At 47.6% G+C, this 12,579-nt stretch carries 9 protein-coding genes and 1 pseudogene; 4 read left to right on the top strand and 6 right to left on the bottom strand.

Annotated elements, in window-relative coordinates; translation table 11 throughout:
- Window positions 1-22: 22 nt before the first annotated feature.
- Window positions 23-1,417 carry an MATE family efflux transporter gene (locus tag B0187_RS01400; RefSeq protein ID WP_078236078.1) on the top strand — a complete coding sequence of 465 codons (1,395 nt, stop codon included), beginning with the start codon at window positions 23-25 and terminating at the stop codon, window positions 1,415-1,417.
- 173 nt (window positions 1,418-1,590) lie between these two features.
- On the opposite strand, the pseudogene B0187_RS01405 reads toward B0187_RS01400, so the two are convergent.
- Together B0187_RS01405 and B0187_RS01410 are read right to left on the bottom strand one after the other, a co-directional pair.
- Window positions 1,591-2,504 (bottom strand): annotated as a pseudogene (locus B0187_RS01405) (IS110 family transposase).
- Window positions 2,505-3,039: 535 nt separating this feature from the next.
- Window positions 3,040-3,903 (bottom strand): DMT family transporter, encoded by an 864-nt coding sequence (locus B0187_RS01410; protein WP_078236079.1) that lies wholly within the window; start codon window positions 3,901-3,903, stop codon window positions 3,040-3,042.
- A 178-nt stretch (window positions 3,904-4,081) separates the two neighbouring features.
- Between B0187_RS01410 and parC the strand changes: the two genes are divergently transcribed.
- Window positions 4,082-6,349: a DNA topoisomerase IV subunit A gene (gene parC, locus B0187_RS01415; protein WP_078236080.1), complete on the top strand. Its 2,268-nt coding sequence runs from the start codon at window positions 4,082-4,084 to the stop codon at window positions 6,347-6,349.
- Window positions 6,350-6,670: 321 nt separating this feature from the next.
- On the opposite strand, the gene B0187_RS01420 is transcribed toward parC, so the two are convergent.
- Genes B0187_RS01420 through B0187_RS01435 form a run of 4 tightly spaced genes read right to left on the bottom strand, consistent with a single transcriptional unit; the run spans window position 6,671 to window position 11,344 of the window.
- The gene (locus B0187_RS01420) at window positions 6,671-7,564 is read right to left on the bottom strand and encodes an ABC transporter permease subunit (protein WP_078236081.1); all 894 of its coding nucleotides are present in this window, start codon (window positions 7,562-7,564) and stop codon (window positions 6,671-6,673) included.
- The gene (locus tag B0187_RS01425; RefSeq protein WP_078236082.1) at window positions 7,554-8,516 is read right to left on the bottom strand and encodes an ABC transporter permease subunit; all 963 of its coding nucleotides are present in this window, start codon (window positions 8,514-8,516) and stop codon (window positions 7,554-7,556) included. The genes B0187_RS01420 and B0187_RS01425 overlap by 11 nt, the downstream gene beginning before the upstream one ends.
- Window positions 8,517-10,193, bottom strand: coding sequence for an ABC transporter substrate-binding protein (locus B0187_RS01430; RefSeq protein WP_078236083.1), 1,677 nt, complete (start codon window positions 10,191-10,193; stop codon window positions 8,517-8,519).
- Window positions 10,190-11,344: a sigma 54-interacting transcriptional regulator gene (locus B0187_RS01435; RefSeq protein WP_078236084.1), complete on the bottom strand. Its 1,155-nt coding sequence runs from the start codon at window positions 11,342-11,344 to the stop codon at window positions 10,190-10,192. Before B0187_RS01435 ends, B0187_RS01430 begins: the two co-directional genes overlap by 4 nt.
- 203 nt (window positions 11,345-11,547) lie before the next feature.
- On the opposite strand from B0187_RS01435, the gene lpcA reads away from it, so the two are divergent.
- The gene (gene lpcA, locus B0187_RS01440; RefSeq protein WP_078236085.1) at window positions 11,548-12,132 is read left to right on the top strand and encodes a D-sedoheptulose 7-phosphate isomerase; all 585 of its coding nucleotides are present in this window, start codon (window positions 11,548-11,550) and stop codon (window positions 12,130-12,132) included.
- A gap of 15 nt (window positions 12,133-12,147) precedes the next feature.
- Window positions 12,148-12,537, top strand: coding sequence for a 2-iminobutanoate/2-iminopropanoate deaminase (ridA, locus tag B0187_RS01445; protein ID WP_078236086.1), 390 nt, complete (start codon window positions 12,148-12,150; stop codon window positions 12,535-12,537).
- The last annotated feature ends 42 nt before the right edge of the window (window positions 12,538-12,579 follow it).

Here is a 12,579-nt window from a genome sequence, read left to right on the forward strand (position 1 = left end):
GCATAGAAAAAAGAGAGAAAAGATGCTCAATTTTGAATGGCGACAATATCCTGAAAATGTCAGCCGCTTGTTTAAATTATCCCTGCCGATTTTTATTTCGCAGCTTTCTGCGTCTGGAATGGGGCTGTCGGATATTGTAATGGCGGGCTTGGTCAGCGATGAAGATGTTTCAGCGATTGCGGTCAGTAATTCGATTTACTTCCCGATGTTTCTGTTTATTTTAGGTTTGCTCAATGCGATTACTCCCACCGTTTCCTACCTGAACGGGGCGAACCAACGCCATTTGATCGCTCAACAAATTCGCCAAGGCACTTGGATTGTGCTGGCTCTGGCGTTGCCGATGATTTTGGTGCTACTCAATAGCGGTCTGATTTTAGATTTTATGCAAACCCCTGCGGATTTCTCGCAAAAAGCCCAGCAGTATCTTGCCGTTTTGGCGATTGGGGTGATTCCTGCCTTACTCGCCGTGAATTTACGCTGTATGAATGATGGATTGGCGAATCCAAAGCCCGCAATGCGGATCACCTTTATCGGGCTGTTGCTCAACATTCCCCTCAACTATATTTTTATTTTTGGCAAATTTGGCTTGCCCGAAATGGGGGCGGTCGGCTGCGGCGTGGCAACGGCGATTGTAAACTGGGTAATGTTCGGCTTGATGTTGCACTATTGTTACACCCATTCCAGCCAAAAAGACATTAAATTGTTTGAAAAATGGCTGGTGCTGCCCGATTTCACCATTTTGACAAAACTACTCAAACTAGGCTTGCCGATTGCCTTTGCCCTGTTTACCGAAGTGATGTTATTTTCCGCCTCGGCGTTAATTCTCTCGCCCCTCGGCTCGCAAGTGGTGGCAAGCCACCAAGTCGCTCTGCAAGCCAGTTCGCTGTTTTTTATGATCCCCCTCTCTTTTGGGATCGCCTCAACCATTATGATCGGGCAAACCCTCGGCGAACAGCAGGTGCAACAGGCAAAAATTTTGAGCTATCACGCCCTGTTTACCGCTTTTCTAATGGCGGTGCTGGCGGCGATTTTCTTTATGTTGAGCCGAGATTGGATTCCGAAAGCCTTTACCCAAGATCCGACATCCATTACGATTGCAAGCGGTCTGTTAATCTTCGTGGCGATTTACCAAATCCCCGATTCGCTACAAGCGGTAACGAATGGCATTTTGCGGGGCTATAAGAAAACCAAACCGATTCTCTACATCACCACCCTATGCTACTGGCTACTTGGAATGCCACTGGGCTATATTCTCGCCCGCACCGATTGGCTCGTCTCACCAATGACAGCGGCAGGCTTCTGGCTGACGTTTTGTATCTGTCTAAGTTTAGCGAGTTGGCTACTGATTTGCCAAATGCGAAAAGTGCAAAATATTCCCGAATCAGAATTGTTGGTGTATTTGGACAAGGTGAAATAAGTAAATTTAGGCAAGAGGGCAAATTTGATCGCCCCCTTCGGTTTCGCTTCGCTCAACCACTTCCCCCGCAGGCGGGGGCAGATCTTATTTTGTGGCAAGTTTAAGATCTTCCCCCGTTTACGGGGGAAGTACCTTGTGTAGCAAGGGGTAGCAACTGTGTTCCCTAAAAAAATCTACGCTACCGTCCCCGTGGATAAATGATAGCTCGCATCCCATTTTTCATTGCGTTTGACCAACGCATTCAGAATGGTCAGCAACTTCCGCATACAGGCGGTGAGGGCAACTTTTTTCGGTTTGCCTCTTGCCAACAAGCGGTCGTAAAAGGCTTTGAACACGGGTTCGAATCGAACCGCCGACAGAGCTGCCATATAGAGGGCGTTGCGAACGATAGCTCGCCCGCCTTGGCAAAAGGATTTTCCCTTCCATTGCCCACTCTCTTTTGGGTGCGGTATCACGCCCACCAGTGAAGCGAGCCGTTTGGCACTGAGTTTGCCCAGTTCGGGTAGGCTCGACATCAACACGGCGACACAGTTTTTACCCACGCCTTTGATGTCGCTGATGAGTGCTGCCTTGTCCCGAAAATCGGGGGTGTTTTCCGTGTGATTGTCGATGTCTTTATCTAACTCGGCAATCAGTTTGTCCAGCATTTCAATGTGCTGCTGAATGTTGGGCTGCTGCGTTTCGTGGCTTTGTTGTAAGCGGCACAGTTCTGCCACTCNNTACCACCAAGGCTTCCAGCCGTTCTTCCGCCTCAGAAAGTGGCACATAGAGCAAGCCTTCCGCTTCGCCTTTGAGGTCGAGATTTTGTCCGTAGAATGCCAAATTTAGGGCATCTTTCGCATCGGTCTTCGCCACATTTTGTGAACGGGCGTACTGTGCCGCTTTCTGCGGATTGGCAATCAAGACACGATAGCCCGCCTGTGGCTTCAAGGGTAACAAGTGCAATCTCAAAGCGTCCCAAATAATCCAATAAATGGGCAATACCTTTCGGATTATTGGTTTCCGTTTTGGTTTTCTTCTGATTGGACAAGCCAATCACCAAGCTACGTTTGGCGACATCGATGCCGCAATAAATCGGGGTGTTCATCAATAACCTGCCTTGTATGCGAGTTTTTCAATGTGAAGACTAAGACTAAAAGACTAAATCAACTGTTCGGTTTTGCTGATGAAAGGTTATCCACGCCTTCGCTACGGAACGGGGTTCTGCCCTAGGGGGCTACAAGCTGTGGATAACGAAATGCTACACTTATATGGTGAAGTTTAGCAGGGTTTTAATATACAAGGGGGCAAAAATTTCCAAAATCCTACCCCTTGTAACTGAAAAAATAAGGGCGGATATAAAATCCGCCTTTACATTTCAAATCTTTGCTCGAATAGATCCCCCGTCATTTTGCGTTGAGCGGTTTCGTTAATTTCAAGGGCGATTTGTACTGTTTGAGCTGACGAAGTCAGCGAGTTTACAAATCGCTCGTAGAAATTAGAAACAAGCGAAACAAAGCAAAATGCTCGGGGCGTGTTTCTTTGGTTACTTTCTTTGCACGAGCAAAGAAAGTAACAATACAAGGGGTTGGATTTTTCGAAATTTCAAATAATCCCACCCCTTGCGTGCCATTTACAACGAATTATCGCCAATAAAACAAACAAATAATCGCCACAACGGCGAACAAAATCCCTAAATAGTTGATTTTGTGGATTTTTTCTTTGAAGAAGAACGCCCCGATGAGTGTGCCGAGGCAGATTACGCCGAGGTTCATTCCTGTGAAAACGAGGGTTGGGTCGTCTTTCATTGCTTGGTGGGCTTTGATGTAGAACAGAATGTTACCGAAGTTGAGGACGCCGAGCAATAAGCCCACCGCCACACTCGGCACATTCCATTGGGTGCGTTTGAAGAGCAAGTAGCAGAACATTACGCAGCCCGCGAAAATAAACGAGATGAATAAAGTAAGCGGAAAAGCGGAACCTGATTTTGCCATTTGTTTGAACAGAATGTCGATCACGCCAAAGCCAACCCACACAAGGGCGAGGCTGATCACGGCGGTTTTACCACCTTTTTCTAGCCCTTGATTGCTTTTCCAAAGTAAGCAACCTAAGGCAGCAAAAGCGATTAACAGGGCGATCAATTTGTTGCTGGTTACGGTTTCGCCGAAAATGGTGAAAGCCGCTAAAATCGGCAAAAAGAGGGAAAGGCGTTGTGCCGCATCGGTGCGGATAATCCCTGCAAATTCAAGGGATTTCGCTTGCACGAGGAAAATGGTCGGCAACAAAATCCCCAACGCAAAAAAGAGTGCCGAGGACGGATTATTCGCCACAATATCAACCAAACTTTGCCCTTTGAAATCGGGCGATAGCACGAAGTAGCAGAGGGTGCTTGCCACCACATAATTCATTGCGATACTTTGGGCAATCGCAATCCCTTTTGAGCGAGCGATCTTAATCAGCACGCCAACCAAAACGCTACATAGCACGGCTAAACTTAATTCAAGCATTGAAAATCCTTTATTATTGAAAAATGTTGAGTGAAAAGTGGGGGGATTTTACCCACAAACCACAAGAAAGCATAGTGCAAGCGGTCGGATCAGAAAAAATTTTTGCCGTTTTAAGCGTGGACAAATATCCATAAATTATAGAAAATAACCCCCTTTAAAATTTTAGCGAAGATAAAAAATGAGTAACGAAATCAACTACGAAGGCGTAGAGCAGATGCCCCTGAAAAAGTTTTCAGAAGCGGCGTATTTAAATTATGCGATGTATGTGATTATGGACCGAGCCTTGCCCTTTATCGGCGATGGCTTGAAGCCCGTGCAACGCCGTATCATTTATGCGATGTCTGAACTCGGCTTAAACCCAACCGCCAAATATAAAAAATCCGCCCGCACCGTGGGGGATGTGTTGGGTAAATACCACCCACACGGCGACAGTGCTTGCTACGGGGCAATGGTGTTAATGGCACAGGATTTCTCTTATCGCTATCCGTTAGTTGATGGGCAAGGTAACTGGGGTAGCCTTGATGATGGTGCGGCGGCCTATCGTTATACGGAAGCACGTTTGTCCAAAATTGCCGAAATGTTACTGTCCGAATTGGGGCAAGGCACGGTCGATTATCAAGCCAACTTTGACGGCACGCAGAAAGAGCCAACCTACCTGCCAGCTCGTTTGCCCCACATTTTGCTGAACGGCACTTCGGGGATTGCGGTGGGAATGGCGACTGATATTCCGCCCCACAATGTGCAGGAAATCGCCGATGCCTGCGTGATGTTGCTCGACAATCCGCAAGCGACAATGGACGATTTGCTCAACGTGGTGCAAGCCCCAGATTATCCAACCAAAGCGGAAATCATTACCCCGAAAGCGGAAATTAACCGCATTTATCAGCAAGGTACGGGTTCGCTCAAAATGCGTGCGGTGTGGTCGGTGGAAGAGGATAAAAAAGCCACTTCTCGTTCGGCGAATAAAGTGATTGTGATTTCCGAACTGCCGTATAAAGTCTCGCCAGCCAAAGTCATCGCCCAAATTGCGGCACAAATGAAAGAGAAAAAATTGCCAATGGTGGAAGATGTGCAAGATGAATCCAACCAAGAGCATCCGCTACGGATTGTGATTAGGCCACGTTCTAACCGTGTCGATTTTGATGAGCTGATGAGCCACCTGTTTGCCACCACCCAACTGGAAAGCAGTTTCAAAGTTAATTTGAATATGCTCGGTTTGAACGGTAAACCCGAAGTGAAAGATTTACGCACCATTCTGACCGAATGGCTGGCATTTCGCCGCACCACCGTTTCTCGCCGCTTAAATTATCGCTTGGAAAAGGTGTTGAGTCGTCTGCATATTTTAGAGGGCTTGCGGATTGCCTATCTCAACATTGATGAAGTGATTGAGATTATCCGCAATGAAGATGAGCCAAAAGCGGAACTGATCAAGCGGTTCGATTTGAGCGAAGAACAAGCGGAAGCGATTTTAAATTTACGCCTACGCCAAATCGCCAAATTAGAAGAAATTGAGCTGATCGCCGAACAGCAAAAATTAGAAAAAGAGCGTGATGAATTGCAGGCGATTTTGGGATCAGAACGCCGTTTGAACAGTTTGATTAAGAAAGAAATTCAAGCCGATGCCAAACTTTACGCCAACGAACGCTGCTCGCCGTTAGTGATGCGTGAAGAAGCGAAAAAACTTGATGAAACCAGCCTCAGCCCTGTGGAAGATGTGAGCGTGATTTTATCGCAAAAAGGCTGGGTGCGTTGCGTAAAAGGACACGAGCCAAACCTCGAAGCTCAAAGCTACAAAACAGGGGACGGCTACCTCGCCCACGTTTGCGGACGCAGTAATCAAGCGGTGGTTTTCCTTGATAGCACAGGGCGAGCCTACACCCTTGATGTGTCGGCGTTGCCGTCTGGACGCTCGCCATTCGAGCCACTTTCCAGCAAAATCAGCCTGCCAGAGGGGGCGAGCATTGATTATCTGCTAATGGCGGACGAAAACGCCAAAGTGCTAATGGCATCGGATTCGGGCTACGGCTTTATCTGCCAATTTAGCGATCTCGTCTCTCGCCAAAAAGCGGGCAAAGCGGTGGTTTCCCTCACGGAAAACGCCAAAGTGCTACCGCCGTTATTGATTGGCGATGAGCAGGATCTTTCCCTCGTGGCGTTAAGCAACGTAGGGCGAATGTTGGTGTTCCCACTTTCCGAACTACCAACCCTCGCCAAAGGTAAAGGTAACAAAATCATCAACATCTCCGCCACCGCCGCCAAAGAACGCACCGAATTGTTGGAACGCCTATTGTTGATTACTTCAACCAATTCGATTGAATTTATCTCAGGCAAACGCAAAATTACCCTCAAACCAAGCGACATCGACACCTACCGAGGCGAACGCGCCAGAAAAGGATCGCAGTTGGTTCGCGGATTGAGTAAAGATGTGAAGATTGCGATTGTGTAAATACTGCAAGGGGTAGGAAATTCTCGGAAATCCTACCCCTTGTTTTAGATTGTTACTTTCTTTGCTCGTGCAAAGAAAGTAACCAAAGAAACACGCCCCGAGCATTTTGCTGATGTTTCGCTTGTTTCTAATTTCTGCGGTCAATTTGTAAACTCGCCAGCAAGCTGGCTCAAACAGTACAAATTGACCTTGAAATTGACGAAACCGCTCAACGCAAAATGACGGGGGATTTTTGTCCGAGCAAATAATGGTCCGTAGGGGCGGATTTTATATCCGCCCTTATTTTTTCAGTTACAAGCGGTAGGATTCTGCGAAATTCTACTAATAGCGATATTTTTCCAACACTCTCGTAATTCCATTCCCTAAAAGCGTAACAACACTAATCGAGAAAATAATCGCCATTCCTGGTAGGATAACCGTCCACGGGGCGGTGTAGATGAGTTCCATTGAGTCTTGGATCATCGCCCCCCATTCGGGGGTGGGGCGTTGGGCACCGAGGGCGATGAAACTCAATGCACTAATGTCGAGGATCGCAATCACAAAAATATGCGCCCCCTCTTTCACTGCCACCACCGTGAGGTTCGGCATAATCACTTCTTTAATCAGCGTCCAACGGCTTGCCCCGTCTAGGCGTAGGGTGATTACATATTCCCGTTTCAATTCTTGCTCGGTGGCCTGGTAAATTTTGTGGATAAAGTGCGGTAACATCGCGAGGAAAATCGCCAACATTGCGTTGATTAGGCTGGCTTCCATTAGGGTGGCGATGATGATCGCAATCAGCAAAATCGGGATAAACAGGAATGTGTCGAACAAATGGCTCAACACCGAGAACGAACGGCTTTTGTTGTTGATCCCTGCCAGCACGCCGATAATCCCACCTAGCAGCAAAATGGCGAGGGTGATGATCAGTGATGAGCCGACCGTGTAATAAAAACCGTACAAAATTCGGCTAAAAATATCTCGCCCTAAATCGTCCGTGCCGAAAAAATGGCGGATCTGACCGCTATCTGCCCACGAGGGGGGCATTAGTTCTGAGCCGACAAATTGTTGATCGGCAGCGTAGGGGGCGAGTAGGTAGCCGAAAAAAACCAAGCCGAGCAGTAGCAAAAAAAGGTAAAAACTGACGAGGGCGGGGGTATCTCGCCGCAGTTGTAGCCAGAGTTGTTTGAGATATGCCGTTTCGCGAAATTGTTCGGGATCTCTATTATTTAACATACCAATCCTTTTTATTTGACGGATCTAACAGGGTGGTGATCAAGCTAGTGAGCAGGTCGATCAGCAACACATAAAGCCCAATTGCCATTACCCCTGCGGAAATCGCATTATAATCTTGTGCAGTCAGTGCGTTAATCAGCCAACGCCCGATCCCCCCCCAGCTAAACACATTTTCAATCAACATACTGAACGCAAAAATCAGGGTAAGGGTGCGAGTAATCATCAGCACAATCGCAGGCAGGGTGTTTTGCACGATATGGGTTCGCCACACTTTAAACGGTGACCAGCCCCGAGTTTGAGCCACTTTGACATAGGTTTGCTTTGCCACATATTCCGCCCGTTGCTGGGTAAATCGCATCACTTCAAGGGTGGCGGGAATGGCTAGAATCAAGGTCGGCAACGCCAAATGGTGCAAGGCATTTTGAATGATTTTGAGGCGATGTTCGGAATCGGTCAAAAAGGCATCGAGTAAGCGAAAACCCGTGTCGTTGTTGATTTCATAAATCGGGTGAATTTCCCCCACCGCCGCAATTTCCCACTGTTGCACCGAAGAATAGTAGAGCAACACCAACGCTAGCCAGAAAACGGGTACGGCAAGGCTGACCGAACCCAAGGTGGTTAAGGTTTTGCCGAGCAAGTTATGCCGTTGGTTCGCCGCCAAGAAGCCCAACGGCAAGCCCAATAACAGCGACACCAATAACGCCGATAAACTGAGGGAAATGGTGGCGGGGAACACGCTTAAAATCTGTTGAGTCAGCGGTTCGCCGTTGTTGTAGCTGATCCCCAAATCGCCATTTAGCAGATTTTGCAGATAGCTGAAATAGGCGGGAATCCCCGTCAAATCTTCAAAGCTGTTGAGGGGATCTCGCAATAAAATATGGTAGCTAATCAGCGACAGTAAAATCAGCGTAATCAGCGTTAAAAAAAGTTTACGCACTAGGGCAACGAGCATTTAATTTCCTCGCATATTCAATTTTAATTCCGACAGCCGCACCTGCCCGAACGGGCTAATGGTTGCGTTTTCCACCCGTTTTTGCGTTACCAGCAGGCGATTGCCGTTTACAAGGGGTAGGATCGGCAGTTGTTCTTCCAACAAATTTTGAGCGAGTTGATAGAGCAACTGTTTGGCTTGCGGATTTTCGCTCAATCGAGCCGTTTCTAGCCAGTAATCAAATTCTTCATTGCACCAGTTGGCAAGGTTGGTTACGGTTTTTTGGGCGGCACAAGATAAAATCGGGCTTAAAAAGGCGGTCGGGTCGAGATTATTCGCCAGCCAGCCCGTTAAAATCAGATCGTAATCGTCCGTGCCTTGCTCAATCCGTTGGGCGAGATAGGCTCGGCTGACGGGCAGAATATCCGTCTCGATCCCCACTTTTTCCAAATCGGCACGGATCATTTCCGCCATTTTGAGCGGATGCAAATTGTAAACCCGTTTTTCGTCCACTACCCACAACTGCAAGCGGGTAGATTTTTCAAAATTTTCGCTTTCGTTTGGCAGATAGGGGTAACTGTTCGGATTTTTCGCTTCAAACAGGGCGGTTGGTAGCACGTTATCTGCCACTTCCGCAAGTCCGTAAAAGAGATTTTGGTTGATCCGCTCGCGGTTGATCGATTGGGCAATTTTTTTCCGCAGGGCGAGATCCTGTATTTGAGGGCGTTTTTGATTGAATGCCAGAAAAGCGAGATCCGCCCCCTGTTTTTCGAGGATATTTACCCCTTGCAATTTTACCAACTGGCTCGGTTCGGGAAATGCCACCACATCACATTCGCCATTCAGCAATTTCGCCATTCGCCCCGTGCCGTTTGAGGTCATATCCACCACCATATTTTGAATGTTGGCAGGCTTGCCCCAGTAGCGAGGGTTCGGCTCTAACCGCACATAATCGTTCTGCACATAGCTATGCAACTGATAAACCCCCGTGCCAACGGGCAACATATCGAGCTGAACGAGGTTTTCGTCCGCATTGAGTTGCAGGGCGTACTCTTTGGATAACATCACCGCATATTGGCTGGCAAGATGTGCCAGCACCGAACTATCGGGCGAAGTGAGGCGGATTTCCACCTGATAAGGGGTTGGGGCGGAAATTTTGGCGATTTTATTTTTGATTGCCACACTTTCAAAATAGGGATAGTGAGCCAAATTCGCCTTGTATTGATAGGTGTAACGCTGATTTTGGCGGAAACTATTGGATTGATTTTCGCCCAAATCTAACATCGGCAATTCCGCCACATTGCCGATAATGCGGTTGAGGGAAAACACCACATCTTCCCCATTAAAAGGGCGAGTGGGGCTAAACCATGGCGTAGTGTGAAATTGCACGTTTTGGCGTAGAAAAAGCGTGATCGTTAAGCCATCTTCACTGATCTGGTAGCGTTCGGCGAGGGCGGGCTGTAACTGATTGGTGGCAGGATCGATTTCAAACAATTTGTCGTAAATCTGCTCTGTTACCACATTCATATTGGTGCCAACATCCGCCTTTTGTGGATTAAAGGTAAAGCCTGACACGCTGGTGCAGTAAACCAGACTTTTTTCGCGTAAATCCTGCGGAATTTTGGGGGCGGCGTGGCTTTGAGAGAGCAGGGCGAAAAAAAAGCAGAATCCCACCCCTTGTAACAGTGATTTTATCATTTGCTGATTCCGTAACTTCGCAATTTGTTGGCGACCGCCGTGTGAGAAATGCCGAGCCGTTGGGCGAGTTTGCGGGTGCTAGGATATTCCGCATAGTATTTGCGTAATAACGCCGCTTCAAACTGTCCGACTAATTGGTCAAGGGATTGATTTTCAAGGGAAAATCCCTCGAAATGCACATTGCACTCACGCAAACTTGGCTCGCTTAAATTAAGGTCGTGGGTTTGCAGTTGTTGAGCAGGGGCGAGGGTGCAGGCACGATAGAGAGCGTTATACAACTCGCGTAAATTGCCCGACCAACGATAACCCTGCAAATAATCTAAAAAATGTTGATCGTAACTAAAAGTTTCCACCCCAAGCTGACGGCTGATCTGGCGGATAAAATGGGCGGTTAAAAGGGGAATATCGTCCAACCGCTCACGCAAAGGTGGCAAATTGAGGCAAAGCACATTTAAACGATGATAGAGATCTTCCCGCATTTTGCCCTCAGCAACAAGGCTCGAAAGGGGCTGCTGCGAGGTGCAGATCACCCGCACATCGACCTGAATTTCCCGATCTTCCCCCAAACGGCGGAACGAGCCGTCATTCAAAAATCGCAACAGTTTCGCTTGCATTTCAAGGGAAAGTTCCGCCACGGAATCGAGCAACACCGTGCCACCGTGGGCGTATTCAAAAAAGCCAATGTGGGAATGTTCGCCGTCATTCACGCCAAACATTTCCGTTTCCGCTTTGTCGGCAGGCAAGCCCGCACAATTTACCGCAATAAATTTTTGTGAAGCCCGTTGGCTAAATTGGTGGCAGGCTTTGGCGAACAGATCTTTGCCCGTGCCTGTTTCCCCTTGAATTAACAGCGGCGGGGTTAAATCAGCAAATTTTTTGGCTTGCTCAATCAGGGCAAGCATTTTCGGGTTGGCGGTGATGATCTCGCTAAAATCTTGATTGGCATTCAACCATTCGGCACTTTGCACCTCTGGCAAGTCTCGAATGGCGGTTAAGCAAGGGGTAGCATTTTGTGGAATTTTAGCTAAACGGCAAAGCAACCCTTTCGGCTGAAAGGTAAGCGATTGCACGTTGAGCTGATGATCGGCAAAGTGAGCGAGCAAGCTCGGCACAAGGCTTTGCGGTGCGTAAGTTTCAATCCAAAGTTGCATAATTCCCCCCTTGTTCAAAATAGGCGTAATCATACTCTTAAAATGCGAGTTTGGAAACTTTTGTTTACAAAAAATTGCTGGTTAGCGAGGACGGTTTGATTTACTTTTTGGCGTGGATCGATTAGACTTCCGCCCACTTTTACCGCGTTTTTTGCGATGCAAGCGGTAGGATTTTTCAAAATTTCTGATAAGAGGAACAGACGATGTATTTAGCTCAAATTAAAGCAGAATTGCAAGAAGCCGCCGATTTGTTAGACAAATTTATGGCGGATGAAAATAACATCAAATTGATCCAAGAGGCGGCGTTGTTGATCGCCAACAGTTTCAAACAAGGGGGAAAGGTGCTTTCTTGCGGTAACGGTGGTTCGCACTGCGATGCGATGCACTTCGCCGAAGAATTGACGGGGCGTTACCGTGAAAATCGTCCTGCTTATCCTGCGATTGCGATTTCAGACGTAAGCCATTTAAGTTGCGTGAGTAACGATTTTGGCTACGATCACGTTTTTTCTCGCTACATTGAGGGCGTGGGGCGTGAGGGCGATGTGCTGTTCGGGCTTTCCACGTCGGGCAACTCGAAAAATGTGATCAATGCGATCCTCGCCGCCAAAGAGAAAGGAATGAAAGTGATCGCCTTAACGGGCAAAGACGGTGGGCAAATGGCAGGTTTAGCCGATGTGGAAATTCGTGTGCCACACTTCCGTTATGCGGATCGCACCCAAGAGATCCACATCAAAGTGATCCACATTTTGATGATGTTAATTGAATTTGAAATGGCGAAAAACGCTTAATTTAAGGGGAAAAAGATGACCAAAGTTATTCATACTGAAAACGCACCAGCGGCAATCGGACCTTATGTGCAAGCGGTGGATTTAGGCTCAATGGTGTTCACTTCGGGGCAAATTCCCGTTAATCCTAAAACGGGCGAAATTCCAACGGATATTGTGGCTCAGGCTCGCCAATCCTTGGAAAATGTGAAAGCGATTATCGAACAAGCGGGCTTAACCGTGGGCGATATTGTCAAAACCACTGTGTTCGTGAAAGATTTGAACGATTTCGCCACCGTGAATGCGGAATATGAAAAATTCTTCAAAGAGAACAATCACCCTGCGTTTCCTGCTCGCTCGTGTGTGGAAGTGGCTCGCTTACCGAAAGATGTCGGCTTAGAAATTGAAGCGATTGCCGTGCGTAAATAAGGTTAAACATTGCAAAATGGACAAGAAATTGTCCATTTTTTC

Origin of the sequence: Haemophilus paracuniculus, from assembly GCF_002015115.1 — a bacterium.
Classification (GTDB): domain Bacteria; phylum Pseudomonadota; class Gammaproteobacteria; order Enterobacterales; family Pasteurellaceae; genus Haemophilus_E; species Haemophilus_E paracuniculus.

Coding starts and splice junctions, on each gene's coding strand:
- B0187_RS01425 (WP_078236082.1), bottom strand. CDS start 8,516: ATGCTCGTTGCCCTAGTGCGTAAACTTTTTTTAACGCTGATTACGCTG.
- ridA (WP_078236086.1), top strand. CDS start 12,148: ATGACCAAAGTTATTCATACTGAAAACGCACCAGCGGCAATCGGACCT.
- B0187_RS01435 (WP_078236084.1), bottom strand. CDS start 11,344: ATGCAACTTTGGATTGAAACTTACGCACCGCAAAGCCTTGTGCCGAGC.
- B0187_RS01430 (WP_078236083.1), bottom strand. CDS start 10,193: ATGATAAAATCACTGTTACAAGGGGTGGGATTCTGCTTTTTTTTCGCC.
- lpcA (WP_078236085.1), top strand. CDS start 11,548: ATGTATTTAGCTCAAATTAAAGCAGAATTGCAAGAAGCCGCCGATTTG.
- B0187_RS01420 (WP_078236081.1), bottom strand. CDS start 7,564: ATGTTAAATAATAGAGATCCCGAACAATTTCGCGAAACGGCATATCTC.
- parC (WP_078236080.1), top strand. CDS start 4,082: ATGAGTAACGAAATCAACTACGAAGGCGTAGAGCAGATGCCCCTGAAA.
- B0187_RS01410 (WP_078236079.1), bottom strand. CDS start 3,903: ATGCTTGAATTAAGTTTAGCCGTGCTATGTAGCGTTTTGGTTGGCGTG.
- B0187_RS01400 (WP_078236078.1), top strand. CDS start 23: ATGCTCAATTTTGAATGGCGACAATATCCTGAAAATGTCAGCCGCTTG.